General features: G+C 69.4%; 15 protein-coding genes, 1 tRNA gene and 2 CRISPR repeat arrays. Of the genes, 13 read left to right on the top strand and 3 right to left on the bottom strand.

What is annotated here, in order from left to right:
* Positions 1-113: 113 nt before the first annotated feature.
* Entirely contained in the window at positions 114-869 is a 756-nt protein-coding gene (locus ACFZBB_RS13665) for a UTRA domain-containing protein (RefSeq protein WP_391121200.1), read from the bottom strand.
* 78 nt (positions 870-947) lie between these two features.
* Between ACFZBB_RS13665 and ACFZBB_RS13660 the strand changes: the two genes are divergently transcribed.
* The 4 genes from ACFZBB_RS13660 to ACFZBB_RS13645 all read left to right on the top strand — a co-directional run bounded on the left by ACFZBB_RS13660 (position 948) and on the right by ACFZBB_RS13645 (position 3,239).
* A complete protein-coding gene (locus ACFZBB_RS13660; protein ID WP_391121197.1) occupies positions 948-1,208 on the top strand; it encodes a hypothetical protein in 261 nt (86 codons plus the stop codon).
* A 312-nt stretch (positions 1,209-1,520) separates the two neighbouring features.
* Positions 1,521-2,273: a GntR family transcriptional regulator gene (locus ACFZBB_RS13655; RefSeq protein WP_391121194.1), complete on the top strand. Its 753-nt coding sequence runs from the start codon at positions 1,521-1,523 to the stop codon at positions 2,271-2,273.
* Positions 2,270-2,701 carry an ATP-binding protein gene (locus tag ACFZBB_RS13650; RefSeq protein ID WP_391121191.1) on the top strand — a complete coding sequence of 144 codons (432 nt, stop codon included), beginning with the start codon at positions 2,270-2,272 and terminating at the stop codon, positions 2,699-2,701. The genes ACFZBB_RS13655 and ACFZBB_RS13650 overlap by 4 nt, the downstream gene beginning before the upstream one ends.
* Positions 2,702-2,714: 13 nt before the next feature.
* On the top strand, positions 2,715-3,239 hold the full coding sequence (locus ACFZBB_RS13645; RefSeq protein ID WP_391121188.1) for a DUF6907 domain-containing protein: 525 nt from the start codon (positions 2,715-2,717) through the stop codon (positions 3,237-3,239).
* A 64-nt stretch (positions 3,240-3,303) separates the two neighbouring features.
* Here ACFZBB_RS13645 and ACFZBB_RS13640 read toward each other — a convergent pair whose 3' ends face one another.
* The gene (locus ACFZBB_RS13640; RefSeq protein WP_391121184.1) at positions 3,304-4,227 is read right to left on the bottom strand and encodes an FkbM family methyltransferase; all 924 of its coding nucleotides are present in this window, start codon (positions 4,225-4,227) and stop codon (positions 3,304-3,306) included.
* Between the two features lie 85 nt (positions 4,228-4,312).
* Positions 4,313-5,548 (bottom strand): amidohydrolase family protein, encoded by a 1,236-nt coding sequence (locus ACFZBB_RS13635; protein WP_391121181.1) that lies wholly within the window; start codon positions 5,546-5,548, stop codon positions 4,313-4,315.
* 187 nt (positions 5,549-5,735) lie between these two features.
* On the opposite strand from ACFZBB_RS13635, the gene ACFZBB_RS13630 reads away from it, so the two are divergent.
* From ACFZBB_RS13630 to ACFZBB_RS13590, 9 genes are all read left to right on the top strand, one after another.
* A complete protein-coding gene (locus tag ACFZBB_RS13630) occupies positions 5,736-6,302 on the top strand; it encodes a hypothetical protein (protein WP_391121178.1) in 567 nt (188 codons plus the stop codon).
* A 196-nt stretch (positions 6,303-6,498) separates the two neighbouring features.
* A CRISPR array of direct repeats spans positions 6,499-8,724; the repeat unit is 28 nt; unit sequence CTGCTCCCCGCGCCCGCGGGGCTGTTCC.
* Positions 8,725-9,291: 567 nt separating this feature from the next.
* Positions 9,292-13,971, top strand: coding sequence for a type I-E CRISPR-associated protein Cse1/CasA (gene casA / locus ACFZBB_RS13625; RefSeq protein ID WP_391121175.1), 4,680 nt, complete (start codon positions 9,292-9,294; stop codon positions 13,969-13,971).
* Entirely contained in the window at positions 13,971-14,672 is a 702-nt protein-coding gene (gene casB / locus ACFZBB_RS13620; RefSeq protein ID WP_391121172.1) for a type I-E CRISPR-associated protein Cse2/CasB, read from the top strand. The genes casA and casB overlap by 1 nt, the downstream gene beginning before the upstream one ends.
* Positions 14,673-14,765: 93 nt before the next feature.
* Positions 14,766-15,998, top strand: coding sequence for a type I-E CRISPR-associated protein Cas7/Cse4/CasC (cas7e, locus tag ACFZBB_RS13615; RefSeq protein WP_391121169.1), 1,233 nt, complete (start codon positions 14,766-14,768; stop codon positions 15,996-15,998).
* Entirely contained in the window at positions 15,995-16,690 is a 696-nt protein-coding gene (cas5e, locus tag ACFZBB_RS13610) for a type I-E CRISPR-associated protein Cas5/CasD (RefSeq protein ID WP_391121166.1), read from the top strand. The genes cas7e and cas5e overlap by 4 nt, the downstream gene beginning before the upstream one ends.
* The gene (cas6e, locus tag ACFZBB_RS13605) at positions 16,690-17,391 is read left to right on the top strand and encodes a type I-E CRISPR-associated protein Cas6/Cse3/CasE (protein WP_391121163.1); all 702 of its coding nucleotides are present in this window, start codon (positions 16,690-16,692) and stop codon (positions 17,389-17,391) included. The genes cas5e and cas6e overlap by 1 nt, the downstream gene beginning before the upstream one ends.
* 3 nt (positions 17,392-17,394) lie before the next feature.
* Positions 17,395-18,348 carry a type I-E CRISPR-associated endonuclease Cas1e gene (gene cas1e, locus ACFZBB_RS13600; RefSeq protein WP_391121160.1) on the top strand — a complete coding sequence of 318 codons (954 nt, stop codon included), beginning with the start codon at positions 17,395-17,397 and terminating at the stop codon, positions 18,346-18,348.
* A gap of 10 nt (positions 18,349-18,358) precedes the next feature.
* Positions 18,359-18,727: a type I-E CRISPR-associated endoribonuclease Cas2e gene (gene cas2e, locus ACFZBB_RS13595; protein ID WP_391121157.1), complete on the top strand. Its 369-nt coding sequence runs from the start codon at positions 18,359-18,361 to the stop codon at positions 18,725-18,727.
* Positions 18,728-18,870: 143 nt separating this feature from the next.
* A CRISPR array of direct repeats spans positions 18,871-20,416; the repeat unit is 21 nt; unit sequence GTGCTCCCCGCGCCCGCGGGG.
* 91 nt (positions 20,417-20,507) lie between these two features.
* Positions 20,508-20,618 (top strand) — tRNA-Ser (locus tag ACFZBB_RS13590).
* Positions 20,619-20,654: the final 36 nt, after the last annotated feature.

The following is a 20,654-nucleotide window of genomic DNA, read 5'->3' as shown; positions in this document are numbered from 1 at the left end:
TGCGGCAAACATCTTCTGACCTGGGACAATTTGCACTGGCCAGACGCACACGGGTAGTGCGATGCGTTGTAGGACACGGTCGGCTTGTCTGTCAGCGGACATATTGGTCCGCATCAAGGACAGACTGGAACCTCGTAGACGATCTCGCACAAGGCTGCGGGCACCACGATGTCCGCCGTCTCCACCGGCTGGCCTTCGTCGCTGTAGTACGTCCTGCGGATGTGCGTCACCAGGGAGCCGCGTTGGATGCCGAGGAGGGTGGCTTCCTCGGTGGTGGCGACGCGGGGCTCGGGCCTCTCCACGGCGTGGCTGACCGTGATGCCGATTTCTGCCATGCGGGTCACGACGCCGGCGCCGGCGTGCGGGCCGCCCTCCGGGAGTACGACCAGCGTGCCGGCCGTCAGGGCGTAAGGCTCCCAACTGGTCGAGAGCTGGACGGGTTTGCTGTCTGCCAGGAACTCGTAGGCGGTGCGCACGGCCAGGTCCCCCTCGGCGATGCCGAGGCGGGCGGCGATATCTGCGGGCACCGGCACCTTGGCCTCGGTGCGGCTCTCCCAGGTCCCCCGCTTGCCGAGCGCGGACATGTCCGCTCGGAACGGTGAGCCGCCAGCCTGCTCGCGGTAGGTCGCCCGCACTATGCGGACGCGTTCGCGCGGCTCGGCCACGTACGTCCCTGATCCCGCGCGCCCTTCGAGGATGCCGCGCGAGATCAGCAGCTCCTGAGCGCGCCGGATGACGTTCTCGCCGACGCCGTGCTCCTGGGCCAGCTCGCCGCGGGACGGCAGGCGGTCTCCAGGTGTCCACTCCTGGCTTTCGACGCGCTCGCGGAGCACGTCGGCGATGCGGAGATAGGGCGGCTGCTCAGGCATGTGGACAATCTAGTCCACTAGCTCTAATCTAGTTAACTAGCTTCACTGAGAGTGCTTCCGAGGTGACGGAGATGCGTTGTGCCCGAACCCGAAGCCCGCACCGAAGACATCCGCGCGGGCCTCGCCGCTGTAGGACTCAACCCGGCCGTGAAGGAGTACCGGGACCACACGCGGATTGAGGCGGCGCTGCCCGCCGCGTTCCCCACCGAAGCGTGGGGCGAGGTGCTGGCGCTGCTCGCCACGGCGGACTGGTTCGGCCTCGCCGACAGCGGCGCACGCGGCCGTTCGTTATGGGCCGCCGTCACCAAGAACACCCCCACGTCTCCCGACGCCACCTGACGCCGAGGGGCACCACCATCAGCCGTAGGAGCTGACCAGCGTGTTCAACCACATTCGCCGCGCTGCTACTTGGATAGCGCGGCAGTTCGCCCCCGCTCCGGGACACCATCGACAACGTCTTCCCGCGCAGAGCCCGTTCGCGACGCACGTGAGCCCGCCGACATGGCCGGTCTTACGTCACCCTCAGCGCGCACCGGCCGCGGAGATCTGGCTCGCCGACGACATCCCGCTCGTCCGCCCGTACGTCCTGAGCCCTGAGGAACGGGCCTGGCGGCGTAGCCCATCGCTGGCCGGGGAGGTGCTTGCCTCCCCATGACGTCCCGACATCAGCATGTCGCCGACGACCTCCGCCGCCTCATCACTTCGGGTGCGCTCGCGGTCGGAGAGCGGCTGGCGCCGGAGACCCGGCTCGCCGCCCGCTATCACGTCAGTACGCCGACCCTCCGCGACGCCCTCGAACTGCTCCGTACGGAGGGGCTGATCGAGAAGTTCCAGGGGCGCGGCAACTTCGTCCGCCGACCGCCCCAACGCCTCACCTACCCGGGTGCAGCCGTCGACGGTGATGACGGTCTCCAAGTGATCGTCAGCTCAGCGGACATCGCCGCGACCGGCGACCTGGCCGCCCGGCTCCGCACACTGCCGGACGCGCCGATCACCCAATACGTCTGCCTGAGCCATCGCGACGAGTCCCCGCAGGGGCTCGCGCACCTCTACGTTCCCCGCGCCGTCACCCGTGCGGCCAGCGATGTCATGAACCCCCTTGTCAGCGCGTCTCCTTGGGCTGACGACATCGTCCGCAGCCTCACCACCGCGGCGGGCGAGCCCGTGGCGAACAGCACCGACCTGGTCACCGCCCGATTCCCCACCGGGGCGGAAGCACAGTCGTTGCGGATCGCCACCCGTACACCCGTCCTCTCGATCGAGCGCACCATCACCGCCGACGACGGCCAGGTGTTGGCGTACGTCCTTCTCGTACTCCCCGGCGATCGTGCGGAGGTCGCCTTCGTCACTCCGATCGACAAGAAGACCGACAAGAAGACCGACAAGAAAGCGGAGACGCGATGAGCGCACTGCCCTGTCCCGAGAGCGCCACGCTGGTCTGGGTGCGTCGGTGGTCTCGCAGCCCCCGGCGCGTCCAACAGGCGCGGCGCGAGCTGCGAGATGTGCTGAATGCCTGGGGACTGGGCGAGTTGGCTGATTCAGCCGAACTCGTCCTGTCCGAACTCCTCACCAACGCGGTTTGCCACGCGCGCCCTCCGTACGGTCGTGAGATCGAGACGCGATGCGAGCCCGAGGGTGGCGGAGTGCGGATCGAGGTACATGACGCCAGCGAGAAGCGGCCGGTGCTGCGGAAGGTACCGACGGACGCGGAGGAAGGGCGTGGCCTGGCGCTGGTCGACGCGATCACAGGCGCACAGTGGGGAGTGAGCAAGCGCGAAGGAGTCGGCAAGCTTGTGTGGGCGGTTGTCAGCGTCGACGGCATCGCCGAGTAGAGGGGGTCACGCCGTGAGTAGCAGCAACGCAGCGGATTCCCGTACGCGTGATGGGTCGGTGCCCGCGCTCGGGCCGGAGAAGAAGCCGGTCGAGGCCGCCGAAGCGGGAGACCGTACCTGGCGCATCACCACCACCTGTGGCTGCACCGCCTCGGGCTACCTGCCCGAGTGGGCCGAGGCCGACCCGAGCGAGACGGGTGTGCTCCTTGAGGAACTACCCACGCTCCTCGCCGACATGAACCACTGGGCTCGCTTCCTCGGCCAGCGCCTACCGGTCGCCTGCGATGGCGAAGAGGGGCAGGAGACTGAGGTCTTCCGAACGAGTATCGATTGCAATCCGTATGTCGGCGGCCCGCTGCCGAGGATGCCAGTGGTCAACATCAAGATCGTCGGCAACTACTGGATGCACGCCCTTTCCCCGCCCGCTCTTGCCGAGGTCGCGGCCAAGTTACGGGCCCACGCGGCGCTGTTGGACGCCGAGGTACGGCCACGGCTCATCGCCGCTCGCGAGGACTGGCTCGCCCATCACACGACGTGATCCCGGGAACCCGAAAGGCACAGGCCCGGTGCTCCAAGTCCTGGAGCACCGGGCCTTGTCGGCGCTACGGCAGCGTCTCGGCGTCCACCTTGGAGAAAATGAGGTCGCTCTCGTCGGTGACAGGCCCCCGCCAGCGGACGGGTACGGCCGACGGGCCGCGTAGCGCTGAGGGGTACGTCGCCGCTGCGTATTCGTTGGCGAGCCGGTAGACGTGGAAGCCGTGCTCCCGCATCGAGTCCAGCAACTCCTCTACGGAGTCGCCGAGTTGGGTCATGCGCTCCGGGGTCACCTCGACCGTGATCTCCGCGTCCGGACGGAGTTGGTCGAGCAGCGGCACCATGCCGCGTACGACGCTGCCTTCCGCGCCCTCGACGTCGATCTTGATGACACGCGCCTTGGTGATCTCCTCCGCCTCAAGCACCTCGGGCAGCGGGAACGCCTCGATCTCGAAGGTGGACTCGGCGGGACCGTCCCACGGCACGATGCTGTTCGCCCCCATGTTGGCCGAGCTGGCCAGTATGAAGGTGAGCGTCTGCTGCTTGTCGGAGACGGCGGTGTGGACGGAACGGATGTTGGTAAGGCCGTTGAGCCGGGCGTTCTGCTCCAACCGGTCGTTGAACGCCTGAGACGCTTCGATCGCCACGACCCGCCCCTCGGCGCCGACGAGTTGCGCGGCGAGCACGCTGAAGTAGCCGACGTTGGCGCCGACATCGACGTACGTGTCCCCAGGCCGGAGCCGCCGCTGGAGCCACTGCGTCATTCGCGGCTCCCACACCCCGAACAGGTAGAGGTAGCGCTGGATCAGGTCTTGGGTGTCGACGGCGAAACGGGCTCCGGTCGTGGACTCGATGACGCGCCGCCGCGGCACGTCCCGTAGCCGCGGATTGAGGTACCGACCCGCCAGCGGCGCCTTCCCGAAGGTTCCGGGCGCGTTGCGTACGTACCAGCGTCCGAGGGTGACCAGCGTCTCTGACGTGGGGTTGCTCATCGGATCACCTCTCCCAGGGGCCAACGGGAACCGTAGCACTGCGGGTCGGCCGTCTCTCAGAGCTTCACCGTGGGAGACGCGGCCCTCAGGCGTCGGCGGCCTTACGGTCTCGGTCGAACGGCAGGCTCAGCATCCGGATGGCGTTGCCGCGCAGCAGCTTGTACGTGACCTCGTCGGACAGCCCCGCCATGTGGTCGGCGGCGACCTGTTTGGTGTGGGGCCAGGTCGAGTCGACGTGGGGGTAGTCGGTCTCGAACATCGCGTTGTCCTCGCCGATGGTGTCCAGCGAGGCGACACCGTGCATGTCGCGGAAGAAGCAGCAGTAGATCTGCCTGCGGTAGTACGTGGACGGCGGCTCGGGTATCAGGTCCTTGACCCCGCCCCAGGCCCGGTGCTCGCGCCACACGTCGTCCGCGCGCTCCAGCGCGTAGGGCACCCACCCCATCTGGCCCTCGCTGTAGGCCAGCGTCAGGCGCGGGAACTTCACCAGCACCCCGGAGAACAGGAAGTCCATCATCGACGCCATCGCGTTGTTGAAACTCAGACTCGCCTGCACCGCCGGAGGCGCGTCCGGTGACGCGGCGGGCATCTGCGACGACGACCCGATGTGCATGTTCACCACCGTCCCGGTCTCCTCGCACACCGCGAAGAACGGGTCCCAGTACCCCGAGTGGATCGACGGCAGCCCCAGATACGTCGGGATCTCACTGAAGGTGACCGCCCTAACCCCCCGCGCGGCGTTCCTGCGGATCTCCGCCACCGCCAACTCCACGTCCCACAAAGGAATCAGGCACAACGGGATCAGCCGGCCCCCGCTGTCACCGCACCACTCCTCCACCATCCAGTCGTTGTAGGCCCGCACACACGCCAGAGCCACCTCCTTGTCCTGCGCCTCCGCGAACGTCTGCCCGCAGAAACGAGGGAAGGTGGGGAAGCAGAGGGATCCCTCGACGTGGTTGAGATCCATGTCCTTCAACCGCTCGACAGGATCCCAGCACCCCCGCCGCATCTCCTCCCGCGTGATCCCGTCCAGCGTCATCTCGTCCCGCGAGAACCCCACCGCCGCGATGATCCGCTTGTACGGGAAGAACTCGCCCTCGTACTGCCACCAGTCAGTGAGCTGACCCTCGGGATCAGTGGTGAACCGGTACTTCCCCCCGACGTACTCCAGCTCACCGATCCCCGCCGTCAGCGGCTGCGGCCCCCGCTCGCGGAACCTCTCCGGCAGCCAGGTCGAGAAGAGATGCGCGGGCTCGATGACATGGTCGTCGACGCTGATGATCCTGGGCAGATCTGTGGATCCGGCGCCATCGGTGGTCATCTCGGCTGCCTCCCGCACTCGCCATCTGATGATCCGTCAGATTTACGGTAGGTGCAGTCGGGGTCAGCGGCAAGAGCCGCAGTGTGCCGGTCGGTGGGTGGTCACGCCGTATGCCCACCAAGCGGCGCGATCCCCTCCTAAAATCCTCAAGACGTCTTTACGACTCACGCGTGGGGGATGGGACAGCTTGGGGACCTCCGAGCAACTGCTGACGATCGCCGCCGTCCTCCTGGGCGCGCTGATGACGTACGTCACCAACTACTGGACCGAGCGGCAACGAATCCGTCGTGAACAGCTCACCCGCTGGGACAACAAGAAGCTCGACGCCTACGAGAACTACGTCGACACCGTCCGCGCCAGCGTCTTCCTCGCCGTCGAGCTGTACGAACACCGCGAGGGAATTCGCCGCAGCGATGACCCCGAGTCCCAGATGCTCGCCGACGTGGCCGCCGCCTCCCGCTCCCGGGGTCGCGCTTTCGAACGCATCATGCTGCTCGGCGGAGACGACGTGGTCGAGGCCGCCCACGACCTCAACGCCGCCGCCCTCGCCGTCGACTGGCAGGCCACCGGCAAGACCCCCGACACCCTCGCCGCCTGGCGCGACCGCAACCGCGCCGTGTTCCGCGCCATCAACGCCTTTCACGAAACAGCCCGCGTGGACCTCGGTGTGAGCGGCACCGTCACGGGCGACACCCACCCCGACCGTGACCTCCTGCTTCCGCCAGCCCGCCGTGACAACAACGCCAGCACCTGAGCGTGGTGCGCGGCCTTCCGTCCTTGCACCCCCTTGGCCGTTCGTGGCCCCAGGGCGGCAACGGATGCTAAGGATGTTGTGAGCCGTACCTCCAGCCTGCACATTGGCAGACTATTGCGATAAGGAAGGTATGTCCGAATCTCGTCAAGTGAGTAAAATCGGCCGCCGAACCGAGTAAAGCCCCAGGTCATTTACTCTGCTCCCCGCGCCCGCGGGGCTGTTCCCCGGGCCCGCGGCTACGCCGGAACCGGCGACCTCTGCTCCCCGCGCCCGCGGGGCTGTTCCCCATACGACGCGGGCCAGGTCGGGCTTGATGAGCTGCTCCCCGCGCCCGCGGGGCTGTTCCCTGCACCTCGTAGGTGATCTGCTTCATGCCGTTCTGCTCCCCGCGCCCGCGGGGCTGTTCCAACCTGCCCCACATGTGGCTGTCGGGCGCTCGGGCTGCTCCCCGCGCCCGCGGGGCTGTTCCCCCGGACAGTAGGACGACGGGGGCCACCGCGAACTGCTCCCCGCGCCCGCGGGGCTGTTCCCATGGGCTTGGGGAAGCCGAAGGCGCCGCGGATCTGCTCCCCGCGCCCGCGGGGCTGTTCCCGGGCGCGACCGTGACGGAAGCGTCCCACCGGGCTGCTCCCCGCGCCCGCGGGGCTGTTCCCTCCACCGCTACGCCTGCCGCGTCTGCGAAGACCTGCTCCCCGCGCCCGCGGGGCTGTTCCCTTCCGTCCGTCGTCCATGTCCACCAGGAACCGCTGCTCCCCGCGCCCGCGGGGCTGTTCCCAGCAGGGCAGCCGGGGCGGCGGCGGTGGCATGCTGCTCCCCGCGCCCGCGGGGCTGTTCCCGCGGCCACTTCGGCGGCAGTCACGTCTCCCGACTGCTCCCCGCGCCCGCGGGGCTGTTCCCCGGGCGCCGCCGGGGCATGGGCCGCAGCCCTGCTGCTCCCCGCGCCCGCGGGGCTGTTCCGACCCGGCGTCGCCGCCCGTGCCGGGCGACGTCCTGCTCCCCGCGCCCGCGGGGCTGTTCCAACGCAGCTTCTCCGGCGCCGCCCGCTGTCGACCTGCTCCCCGCGCCCGCGGGGCTGTTCCCCTGCTGGGCCCGATCAACGGGTACGACCTGTACTGCTCCCCGCGCCCGCGGGGCTGTTCCCTTCGCCCTCAACATCAAGTTCCCGCTCGGCAACTGCTCCCCGCGCCCGCGGGGCTGTTCCAGATGCCGCGCATGTAGCCGTAGGCCGGAACGTCTGCTCCCCGCGCCCGCGGGGCTGTTCCCGTCAAAGGCGCAGTGCCCTCCGCAGCGAAGGCCTGCTCCCCGCGCCCGCGGGGCTGTTCCCCCTCAGGAGCGGAATCCTCGTCAGGTCCGTGACTGCTCCCCGCGCCCGCGGGGCTGTTCCCTGAAGACGAGATACGACTCCGGCGCCACCATCCTGCTCCCCGCGCCCGCGGGGCTGTTCCCTCGGCAACGCGGGTGATGTCCAGGACTTCCGGCTGCTCCCCGCGCCCGCGGGGCTGTTCCCCGGTACCGGGAGGCCGCCGTGTCGTGCGACTACTGCTCCCCGCGCCCGCGGGGCTGTTCCCTGGTCGAACGCCTCGCCGCCCTGGTGAGCGAGCTGCTCCCCGCGCCCGCGGGGCTGTTCCCGACTTGAAGATCGAGGCAGTCTTGAGCGAGTCCTGCTCCCCGCGCCCGCGGGGCTGTTCCCTCGGGGTAGCCCGGAGTCGTGAGCGAGGTCCACTGCTCCCCGCGCCCGCGGGGCTGTTCCCAGATCGAGCTGCTCCGCCGGACGGGGCATCCCCTGCTCCCCGCGCCCGCGGGGCTGTTCCCATGATGCAGTGGGCAATGACCCCTGCTGATTCCTGCTCCCCGCGCCCGCGGGGCTGTTCCCCGGCTGGACCGCGAGCTGCGGCAGGAGCGGATCTGCTCCCCGCGCCCGCGGGGCTGTTCCCCGCAACAAGATCACTCAGGCGTATGGATTCGCCTGCTCCCCGCGCCCGCGGGGCTGTTCCCCGTAATACGTCGCTCTTCGAGCGGTACTACCACTGCTCCCCGCGCCCGCGGGGCTGTTCCCTTCTTCCGGGCCTCTTCGACGGGCAGGCTCTCCTGCTCCCCGCGCCCGCGGGGCTGTTCCCTGCACCAGCGCAGTCAGCGGACTGAGCTGAGGCTGCTCCCCGCGCCCGCGGGGCTGTTCCCTGGCCGACCTGCTGGGCCGGGCCCTGGCACGTCTGCTCCCCGCGCCCGCGGGGCTGTTCCCGGATGGCTGCTCCTGGGGGCTCCACAGAAGCACTGCTCCCCGCGCCCGCGGGGCTGTTCCCTCGCCGAACACAACTTCGTGGTCCTCGGTCGTCTGCTCCCCGCGCCCGCGGGGCTGTTCCCTCGTTCCGGAACGCGTCGATGAGGGCGATGTCCTGCTCCCCGCGCCCGCGGGGCTGTTCCCACGAGAACGCGACGCCGTACCGCTGGTTCCGGCTGTTCCGCGCCCACCCCCGTCCAGCACGCAGCCCGCGGCGAACTGCTTCCCGCGCCCGCGGCGCTGTTCCCGGCGCGTACACCGTGGTCGGCAAGACGCTGTCGTACTCCCCGTGTCTGTGAGGCTGCCCTCTCGTTGACTACTGACGAAGTGGCCGCGCACGCCTGGCCTGCTGAGAGGTAGCTCTGCCTGAACGGTTGTCGAAGCCTGAACAGTGGCGGGTTTCGTTGTGGCTCATAGGTGCAACCGGACGTAGCACGCGAGGCCTAACTGGCAGCAGGGACGCGATGAAGGTAGGAGGAGAGTCCCTGCCTCGATCGATTTGGCTCGCCGGTAATGCTCTCCGCGACAGGAGATGACCCCTGGACACAGGGACACCTTGAGCGAAGGTGGCTAGTGCTCCCCGCGCCTGCGGGGTGCTGCAATTCTGTTACCGCGATCACCGTTCGATCGGGACACGGCAGACTTCGATCAATTATGGTCATGTATGAGCTTTTGGTTTTTCGTACGTACCCCCTGTGGTCGAGTGCTGCCATGAGCGGCGAGTCACCCGCAGGGCGGGGGGTGTTCGAAGGGATTTCGGGGGCCGCGCGGAGTGCGTGGGGGAAGCACGATCGGGACACCGATGGGTGGCTGCCGTTGTGGCGGCACATGGCGGACAGCGGGGCTGTGGCCGGCCGGTTGTGGGATGCGTGGCTGCCGGGGAATGTGAAGGCGCTGGTGGGGGAGGCGCTGCCCGGAGGGGTGGAGGACGGGCGGCGGTTGGTGGGGTGGCTGGCCGGGGTGCATGACATCGGGAAGGCCACGCCGGCCTTCGCGTGCCAGGTCGATCCGCTCGCGCAGGTCATGCGGGACCACGGTCTCGACATGCCGTCGTTCGAACGGCTCAGGGAGGACCGCAAGTTGGCCCCCCACGGGCTGGCCGGTCAGCTCTTGTTGAGTGAGTGGCTCAATGAGAGGCACGGGTGGTCCAACCGGGTCAGCGGACAGTTCGCCGTGGTGATCGGCGGCCACCATGGTGTGCCGCCAGGGCACCAGCGCATTCACGATCTCGCGCTGCATCCTGAGCTGATACGTACGCGGGGGAAGAACGAATCGCGCTGGAAGGCCGTGCAGTTCGAGCTGATGGCCGCCTGCGCGGAAGTGGCGGGCATCCGTGAGGACGACTTCAGCGCGTGGAAGTCGGTGAAGCTCTCCCAGCCGGTCCAGGTCACGCTGACCGCGATCGTGATTCTCGCGGACTGGATCGCCAGCTCGGCAGACCTGTTTCCGTACATCACGGCGGAGGGGACGCGGCGGTCGCAGTCGGAACGGTTGGAGGCGGCCTGGCTGGGCCTCGACCTTCCCGGCCCCTGGGAGCCGGACGAACCGGCGGGTACAGCAGCCGACTTGTTCGCCGCGCGCTTCGACCTACCGCAGGGCGCGTCCGTCCGCCCCGTGCAGGAACAGGCGGTCGGCATCGCGCGGGAAATGGACCCGCACGGCCTGTTGATCATCGAAGCACCCATGGGTGAGGGCAAGACGGAGGCGGCTCTCGCGGCGGCAGAAATCCTGGCCGCGCGCACCGGGGCGGGCGGTTGCATGATCGCACTGCCCACGCGGGCGACCGGCGACGCGATGTTCGCCCGGCTGATCGACTGGCTCGGCCGACTGCCGTCCGACGGGCCGCAGTCCGTCTTTCTCGCCCATGCCAAGTCCGCTCTCAACGACACCTGGGCGGGCCTCGCCAGCCGCAGTGCCCGCACGGTCGCTGCGGTCGATCTCGACGGCGGGGACGAGTTCGACGGCCCCAACACCCAGGAACGACGTCGTCCTTCCGGACTCCAGGCCCACCAGTGGCTACGCGGACGCAAGAAGGGTCTGCTCGCGTCCTTCGCGGTGGGGACGATCGACCAGGTGTTGTTCGGCTCGTTGAAGAGTCGCCACCTGGCCCTGCGGCACCTCGCGCTGGCGGGCAAGGTCGTCGTGATCGACGAAGTCCACGCCTATGACGCCTACATGAGCACGTACCTGGAACGCGTGCTGGAATGGCTGGCCGCATACCGGGTTCCGGTCGTGCTGCTGTCGGCGACCTTGCCCGCCGGCCGCCGCCGGGCGCTCGCCGAAGCGTATGCCGGTCACCCTGTGCCCGAGGCCGACCGGTCCGGCGACACGGCCGCCGAAGCGTCCGCAGGGACGTATCCGCTGCTGACCGCGGTCTCGCCCGGCGGCCCCACCGTGGTCCGGCAGCCTCCCGCCGCCTCCGGCCGCCGCACCGACGTCCATGTTCAGCCGCTCGACGACGACGTGACCATCCTGGTCGACCGCTTGGAGGACGAACTCAGCCAAGGCGGTTGCGCACTGGTGGTACGTAACACCGTCGACCGCGCGCAGGAAGCGGCGGGGCGGCTGCGGGAGCGCTTCGGTGAGGAGCGGGTCACGGTCGCCCACTCGCGCTTCGTCGCTGCCGACCGGGCCCGCAAAGATGTTGAGCTGCTCGACCGCTTCGGCCCCAGGAGCAGACGCCCCGAAGGCGCGCACATCGTCGTGGCGACCCAGGTTGTCGAGCAGTCCCTCGACCTCGACTTCGATCTCTTGGTCACCGACCTTGCCCCGGTCGACCTGATATTGCAGCGGATGGGTCGGCTCCACCGGCACGACCGACCGCGCCCACCTCGCCTCCGGGACGCGCGCTGCCTGATCAGCGGCGTAGCCGACTGGGCACAGGATCCGCCGGAGATCGCCCCGGGCTCTGTCAAGGTCTACGACGGAGAACACCTGCTGCTGCGCTCGCTTGCAGTCCTCCGGCCGCACCTGGAAGGGCGCCCCTTGCGCCTGCCCGAGGACATCAGCCCACTCGTACAGGCGGCGTATGGCGATGATCCGCTCGGCCCGGGCGGTTGGGCCGCGAAGATGGCGAAGGCCAGGATCGCCTACCGCGCGCTCCTGGCCGAAAAGGCTGACCGGGCCGAGGCGTTCCGGATCGGTCCGGTACGCCGCGAGGGCCGACCAATCATCGGTTGGATCGACGCCGGAGTCGGCGACGCCGACGACACCGCGGCAGGACGGGCCCAGGTGCGCGACACCGACGACACGCTCGAAGTTCTCGTGATCCAGAGGCGAAGCGACGGAAGACTGACCACTTTGCCGTGGCTGGACAAGGCAAGGGGCGGACTCGACCTGCCCGAGCACGCCGTACCGCAGGGGAGAGCGGCCCGCGCCGCCGCCGCGAGTGCGCTGAACCTCCCTTGGCACTTCTCCAAGCCCTGGGTGATCGACCGGACGATCCGCGAGCTGGAGGAATTCTGTCCTGCGGCCTGGCAGGTGAAGGAAAGCCCTTGGCTGGCGGGGGAGTTGTTCCTGGTCCTCGACGAGGACCGCCGAGCCCGGCTGGCCGGTGCCGAGGTCCGCTACAGCCCGTCCGACGGGCTTCTCGTGGTGCCGGAAGGTGCCCACGACGTAAGGGTGGTAGACGGAGTGCCCTCATTCGACCTGGTGTCCCGGCCCTGGATTCCCGTACAGCGCCTGAACGGGACGACGGACGAGATGTCCCTGCGCGACGTCTTCGCCGAGGCTGCCGGGCTGCGGCGGATCGTCGGCGACGTACCGACGCAGGAGTTCGCGCTTCTCCGACTGCTGCTCGCCGTTCTGCACGACGCCGTGGACGGTCCGCGAGAAATCGAGGACTGGGGTGAACTGTGGGAGTCCGCCGAGCCCTTCACCGCCGTACCGGAGTATCTCGACCGGTATCGCGACCGATTCGATCTGCTCCATCCTCAGCAGCCGTTCCTCCAAGTCGCCGGTCTGCACACGGAGAAGAACGACATCGGTCCACTGAGCAGAATCGTCGCCGACGTTCCCAACGGCGATCCCTTCTTCAGCATGCGTCAACCCGGTCCCGATCGGCTCGGATTCGCCGAGGCGGCGCGCTGGCTCGTGCACACTCACGCTTTCGACACGTCTGGGATCAAGTCGGGAGCCGTTGACGATCCGAGGGCGAAAGGCGGCAAGGGCTACCCGTCAGGTGCTCTGGGCGTCGGTTGGGCCGGGAACCTCGGCGGCGTCTTCGCCGAAGGCGACACCCTCAAGGAAACCCTGCTGCTCAATCTGATCTCTGCGGACAACGACTTCCTCCAGGTCCACGCGGACGACAGGCCCGTATGGCGCCGACCTCCCCTCGGCCCGCAGCCGATCGCGGCGGACCCCGACGACCCCCGCCCGTCCGGCCCTCGTGACCTCTACACCTGGCAGAGCCGACGCATCCGTCTGCACCACGGCGACGGCGAGGTGACGGGTGTCGTCCTCTGCTACGGCGACCCCTTCGCCGTGCGCAACCGGCATCGGCGCGAACCCATGACCGCCTGGCGCGACAGTCCGACTCAGGCGAAGAAGTGGGGCGAGCCTCAAGTCTTCATGCCGAGCCAGCACGACCCGAGCCGCGCGGCGTGGCGCGGTCTCGCCGCTCTTCTCGGTGACAAGGGCCGGGGGAGGGAAGGCGCCGAGCAGCGGCAGAGAGCAGAGCGCACTCTGCCGCCCGGAGTCGTCCAGTGGCTTGCCCGGCTCACGTACGAGGAGTATCTGCCGCGACTCGGCCTGCTGCGCACCCGGATCGTCGGGGCCAAGTACGGCACACAGCAGTCGGTCATCGACGAGATCACGGACGACGAGATCCTGCTCCCGGTCGTCGCGCTTCACGCGGAGCGACCCCTCTACGGGAAAGTCGCAGTCGCTGCCGTCGCCGACGCCGATGACGCGGTGAGGGCGCTGGGCCACCTCGCGGGCAACCTCGCCCAGGCAGCCGGTTCCGACCTGGGACCGGCCACGGCCACAGCCCGTGACCTCGGCTTCGCCGCGCTGGACAGCCCGTACCGGGCGTGGCTCAGCGGCCTGCGGAACATCTCCGACCCTGAGGAGTACCGCGGTCAGTGGCAGCGGACGGTCGGTACGACGATCCGCGCCCTGGGGCGAGAACTCCTCAACGACGCGGGGCCGGCGGCGGCCGAGGGACGGTACGTGGACCTGCCGGACGGCAACGGCCGACGCTGGCTGAATGACGCACAGGCCGAACTGTGGTTCCTGGTGAAGCTGAGGAAAGTCCTGCCGTTGGCGCCGAGTCCGTCTGTCGCGCCCACCGGCGCCGCGATCGGCTCGGGCGGTGCGGAGTCCGGTGAGGAAACAGTGCTCGTCGCTCACTACGCGGCCGGCACACAAGACGCAGCAACGGAGCCCGCGTGATGACCACAACCGTCCCCAACCCGTCCGGCGCCCGCGGATACGACCTCATTGGCACAGCGACCGACCGCTGCATCCGCAGGCTCCAAGGCGGCTACCGAAACGACCGGCCGGCCGCGGTCGCGACCGTGGCCAGGCTGCGGCGCGGCGTCGGCCGTCCCGCCTACGACGTACAGGACCTATGGGGACTGACCGGCACGGAGGAACTCGCTCTCGTCATCGCCGAATCCGCGACCGGCACCGTACAACGGCCGGACGAGGAGCGAGCGGACGAGGCGCTGAACATGGCGGTCACCTTGTGGGCCCTGCACCAGCAGTCCCACCGCGACACCGACACACACGTCCCCGGTTACGGGCTCGGCCGGTCCGTGCGCCTGCTGATGGTGCCCGCGGCCGTCAGGACAGTGGGCGGTCCGGCCCCGGCATCACCGGTCCCTGTGCCTTCCGAACCGGAGATCGACGAGGTGATCCGCCGACGGTTCGTGCGGGTCGGCACCGCCACCACCCTCGATGTCCTCGCCCAGCGCCTGCGGGAGATCGTCCTGCTGCTTCGGAAGAACTCCATTCCGCTCGACTACGCGCTCCTGGCCGATCAGCTCTACCGCTGGCAGCGGCCCTCGGCCCAAGCCGACGTCCGCAGGACATGGGGCCGGGACTTCCACACGGCGGGTGTGGTGCCCGGCCGCCGAACGCCAAAGGACTGAAAGCGCGCACGCCGAGCAACGCCAAACGCACTGCTGGCTTCTGACGTTCCCTCAGACACTCATCCGCACTTCCATGCGACAGGACTCAGGACCGTGACCCGAACCATCATCGACGTGCACATTCTTCAGACCGTTCCGCCGAGCAACATCAACCGCGACGACACCGGATCGCCCAAGACCGCGGTCTACGGAGGTGTCCGTCGGGCCCGGGTCTCCAGCCAGGCCTGGAAGCGGGCCACACGAAAGGCGTTCGACGACCTCGTCGACCCTACGGAACTGGGCGTGCGAACCAAGAAGGTCGCCGAAGCGGTCGCGGAGCGGATCCTCGCGCACGAGCCGGCCCTCGACCGTACGGCCGCACTCGCGCTGTCCGCCGAGACGCTGCGTACCGCCACCGGTTCGAAGATCGATCCGCCCAAGCGCAAGGCCAAGGAGGGCGAGCCCGAACCAGCGCCGGAAGCGTCGTACCTGATGTTCCTCAGCGCCCGCCAGCTCGACGCGCTCGCGGAACTCGCCCTCAAGGGCAGCGACGGCAAGGGCGATGTCGCGGTCCTCAAGGACTTCTTCAAGAACAAGGACAACAAGGTTCTCGCCAAGCACCTGGTGGACACTCGCCACTCGGTCGACATCGCACTCTTCGGCCGAATGGTCGCCGACGATCCCGGACTCAACGTCGAGGCGGCCACCCAGGTCGCCCATGCCCTGAGCGTGCATGCCGTCGACAACGAATCGGACTACTACACAGCCGTGGACGACCGGAACACCGGCGCGGAACCCGGCGCGGGCATGATCGGCGTCATCGACTTCAACTCCGCCACGCTCTACCGGTATGCAGCTCTGGATGTCGACCGCCTGCATGCCAACCTCGGCGCGGGACTGCGCGAGGAAGAGCACGCGGCGGCCCCGACCCGCCGCGCCGTCGAGGCGTTCCTGGAGGGCTTCATCACGTCTCTGCCCACCGGCAAGGTCAACACTTTCGGCAATCACACGCTGCCGAGCGTCGTCCTCGTCAAACTCCGTTCGAAACGGCCCGTCAGCTTTGTGGCGGCCTTCGAGCGAGCCGTCGCCCCGAAGCGCCGTGAGGACGGCTTCGTCGAGGAGGCGTGCCGCCGACTGGCCGCCCACGTACCGGAGTTGGAAGCGGCGTACGGCATCGCGGGCGACGAAGGAACCTGGCTTGTACGGGTGGGCGAGGAAACCGGGCCGCTCGCCGCCCTTGGCGAGAGCATCAGCATTCCCGCACTGGTTTCGTCGATCGGCGAGTCGGTGGCTGACCGGTTGATCCAGAGCCCGGCGGAAATCGCAGGGCGGGAGTCCGGCGCGTGAGCGTGCTCCTGCTGCGCCTGGCCGGTCCATTGCAGGCATGGGGCTCAGCCGCGCGATTCGCCCGCCGCACCACCGAGAACGCCCCCACCAAGAGCGGCGTACTCGGCTTGCTGGCCGCTGCCGAGGGAAGGGAACGCGATGCCGACCTCAGCGATCTGACGGAGCTGCGCTACGGCGTCCGCGTCGATCAACCCGGCACGCGTATCAGGGACTTCCAGACCGCCCACCACTTCGACTCGGACAAGGCGATGCCGTTGTCGGAACGCTTCTACCTGGCCGACGCCGTATTCGTGGCGGCGGTCGAGGGGGACCCCGCGCTGATCGGGCGCTTGGACGAGGCCGTTCGCGCACCGGTGTGGCTGCCGTATCTGGGCCGTCGCTCGTGCCCACCGTCCCAGCCGCTCGACCTCGGGGTGCACGACGACGCGGACATCGTGACGGCGCTGGGGGCAGTCCCTTGGCAGGCATCGGACTGGTACCGCCATCGTCATGGCACGTCGCCCGAGCTTGCGCTCCTGCTCGACTGCCCGTCCGGCGCGTCCCCCGATCAGAGCTTCCGCGACGCGCCGATCAGTTTCGATCCACGACACCGGCGTTACGGGCTGCGCGGCGTGGTGGCGGACCGCGTTCCGAACCCGTCTGTCGAGCCCGCCTCCGTTCACGATCCGACGTCGGCCCTGGGAGCCGTGTGATGTATATGACCCGGTTTCGCCTCAACACCGCCCGTCGTGACGGCCGCGCGCTGCTCGGTTCGCCGCACCGGATGCACGCCGCTGTCGCGATGGCGTTCCCCGAACTGCCCACGCGAGACGGTTCCGGACCGCGTGTGCTGTGGCGCGTCGACCGCAACTCGGCCGCCGAAGTGGTGCTGTTCGTCGTCAGCCCCACCCGTCCTGACCTGACGCACCTGGTGGAACAGGCCGGCTGGCCCGCCGCCTCGGACACACCGGGCTGGCAGACGTACGACTACGGGGCCTTCCTCGACCGACTGTCCGTCGGGAGTACGTGGACCTTCCGCCTCACCGCCAACCCCGTGCACTCCATCCGTCGCACCGACGACGAGCCGCGGAAACGCACCGCGCACCTCACCGCCCGCTATCAGAAGGCTTGGCTGTTGGAGCGGCAGGCGTCATCGGGCTTCGCGGTCGTCGAAAAGGCTCCCGTGGCAAGGCTGTTGGAGTACGGCGACGAACTCCAACTCGTCCTCCGTGACAAGCGGGACCTGCGGTTCGCAAAAGCGGCCGAGCGCCGCACCGTCTCCCTCACCTCGGTCACGTACGACGGCCGGCTCACGGTGACCGACCCGGACGCGCTGCGCCGCACCCTCACCCAGGGGCTGGGCAAGGCGAAGGCGTACGGGTGCGGGTTGATGACTCTCGCTCCGGTGGGCTGACCGATGAGCACGGTCGGCAGGCGCGGCGCCGCGACGCCTCGCGAACTCACTCGTATCGGGGACCGGTTGTCCTTCATCTACCTGGAACGGTGCGTCGTGCACCGCGACGACAACGCCATCACGGCCGAGGATGCCGACGGCGTGACACACATCCCGTCCGCCACGATCGGCACGCTGTTGCTCGGTCCCGGTACGCGTATCACTCACCAGGCGATGAGCGTCCTCGGCGACTGCGGGGCGGGCGTCGTCTGGGTCGGGGAGCACGGAGTCCGCTTCTACGCGGGCGGGCGCGCTCTGACCCGCTCCTCCGGGCTGGTCGAGACCCAGGCACTTGCCTGGGCGAACCCGCGGCGACGGCTGGACGTCGCCCGTGCGATGTACCGGCTGCGGTTCCCCGACGAGGACCCGGCGGGCAAGACCCGCCAGGAACTCCTCGGCATGGAGGGACGCCGCCTGCGCCAGTGCTACCGAGCCGAATCCGAGCGCACCGGCGTCCCGTGGCGCCGCCGTGAGTACCACCGCGACGACTTCGCGGCTGGCGACCCGCCCAACCAGGGTGTCACCGCCGCCGCTCAGTGCATGTACGGCATCGCGCACGCCGTCGTCGCCGCCCTCGGCTGCTCGCCGGGCCTGGGATTCGTGCACTCGGGCCACGAACGCTCCTTCGTCCTCGACATCGCCGACCTCTACAAGACCTCGGTGGGCATTCCCGCGGCCTTCGACGCGGCGGCGGAAGGACCGGAAGACGTGGCGTCGCGAACGCGGCGGGCCGTCCGGGACCGCGTCAACAAAGCGCGGCTGCTGGAGCGTTGCGTCCAGGACATCAAGGATCTACTGGGCTACGACGCTGCGCGGGAGGCGTCGGACACCGCGGCGGGCGACCGTGTGAGGCTCCAGTCCGACCGCGGCGTCGATGTCGAGAGCGGCCGCAACTACGACTCCGAGATTGTCTGGTGAGGGCGTCCCTGTGACCGTCATCATCCTCACCAACTGCCCGGCCGGCCTGCGCGGCTTCCTCACCCGCTGGCTCCTGGAGATCTCCCCGGGCGTCTTCCTCGGCACTCCGTCCGCCCGTCTCCGCGACGTCCTCTGGGCCGAGGTCCGCCAATACGCCAACCAGGGCCGTGCCCTCCTCGCCTACCAAACCGACACCGAGCAGGGCTACACCTTCGAGACCCACGACCACGCCTGGAACCCGATCGACCACGAGGGCCTCACCCTCATCCACCGCCCCCACCCCGGCCGCCGTTCCGACTCCTCCCGCTCCCCCTCCTCCCCACCCGCCAACGGTTGGAGCAAGGCAGCGAAGCGCCGCCGCTTCGGCGGAGGGCGCTGAGGGTGCGCGATGCGGCGTGGCAAGGCCCGCGCCATGCCGTGCGCGGCGCGGGAATGCATGGGGGACATCGAGGCGATATGTCCGAATCTCTCAATCTAAGTAAAATCCGGTGCTGGCCGTTCTAAAGCACCAGTTCAAGCACTGTGCTCCCCGCGCCCGCGGGGCTGTTCCCGTCCGCACCACCAGCCTCGCGGAGATCGTCACGTGCTCCCCGCGCCCGCGGGGCTGTTCCCATCGCTGCTCTGGCTGCCATCCCGGCAATCCCGTGCTCCCCGCGCCCGCGGGGCTGTTCCCTACTCCGTGCACGGCCTGATCCTCGCCGAGCCGTGCTCCCCGCGCCCGCGGGGCTGTTCCCCCCGTGCCCCGCGTGCGAGCAGCCCGCCATGGGTGCTCCCCGCGCCCGCGGGGCTGTTCCCGAGCTGGACTGGCAGACGCAGCAGCAGCTCAAGTGCTCCCCGCGCCCGCGGGGCTGTTCCCTTGAAGCGGACCGCGACCGGATTCTTGCCGACGTGCTCCCCGCGCCCGCGGGGCTGTTCCCGTCCGTATTCGCGTCGACACGGCAACAGCCCGGTGCTCCCCGCGCCCGCGGGGCTGTTCCCGTCGATCCGTCCGGGGAAGCCCTCGGAGCGTTGTGCTCCCCGCGCCCGCGGGGCTGTTCCCCGGTTGAACAACCTGCTGTTCGACCTGGGCATGTGCTCCCCGCGCCCGCGGGGCTGTTCCCATCGGCGTCGGCCCGTGTACGTCAACCGGTTGGTGCTCCCCGCGCCCGCGGGGCTGTTCCCTCGCCACCGACCTCACGCCAACACAGACCGCCGTGCTCCCCGCGCCCGCGGGGCTGTTCCCGCCGCGCGGGTCGTACTGCACGGACCGGGGGAGTGCTCCCCGCGCCCGCGGGGCTGTTCCCCATACGACGCGGGCCAGGTCGGGCTTGATGAGGTGCTCCCCGCGCCCGCGGGGTTGTTCCCCCGAGGCCAGATCGGGCTGCTCCACGTAAGACGTGCTCCCCGCGCCCGCGGGGTTGTTCCCCCGCTCCGGGTTCAGCGGCCTGTCCACCCGGGGTGCTCCCCGCGCCCGCGGGGTTGTTCCCTCGCCGGAGTTGGGGCCCTGTTGACGTTCTGTGTGCTCCCCGCGCCCGCGGGGTTGTTCCCCGGAGTGCCCGGCGTGCAGGGATCCTCGACCAGTGCTCCCCGCGCCCGCGGGGTTGTTCCCGACTGCGGACGCGGCAGGGTACTGACTGACATGTGCTCCCCGCGCCCGCGGGGTTGTTCCCCGGCCCTGGTCATCGGCGTGATCAGCGGCGCCGTGCTCCCCGCGCCCGCGGGGTTGTTCCCGCTCGTCGGCCCGGACGAGACCCTGGTCGGGGGTGCTCCCCGCGCCCGCGGGGTTGTTCCCGGTACCGGTCGGGTCCGACACGCCGCCGAGGAGTGCTCCCCGCGCCCGCGGGGTTGTTCCCATGTGCGTCGCCTGGCTGTACGCCCACAGCGGGTGCTCCCCGCGCCCGCGGGGTTGTTCCCGCCTTCTGTACGGCGGTGATCCAGGTCTGCGCGTGCTCCCCGCGCCCGCGGGGTTGTTCCCCGGCGGGGCTCGCAGCCACAGTCAGCGTGAATCTGCTCCCCGCGCCCGCGGGGCTGTTCCCGAACTGTTCTTGATCGGCAGGGCGATGACCGCCTGCTCCCCGCGCCCGCGGGGTTGTTGCTCGGAGTGGGAGGGCGTTGGTTCTGCGCCCGTGCCGCAGTCATGCGTGGGGTCAACCTGTGGTCAGGGCGTCGCCTTCTTGAGAGGAAGGCCAGCCTTTGGGCAGGTCTAAAGCGGCGCGAGTCTGTATGGCCGAGCGGTCTTGAAAACCGTCGTGGCAGCGATGTCACCGTGGGTTCAAATCCCACAGCCTCCGCGGTAGGCAGCGAACACACAGGTGGGGCCGGGTCTC

The organism is Streptomyces sp. NPDC008139 (assembly GCF_042957025.1).
GTDB lineage: Bacteria > Actinomycetota > Actinomycetes > Streptomycetales > Streptomycetaceae > Actinacidiphila.
This window is presented reverse-complemented; position numbering and strand designations above follow the sequence as displayed.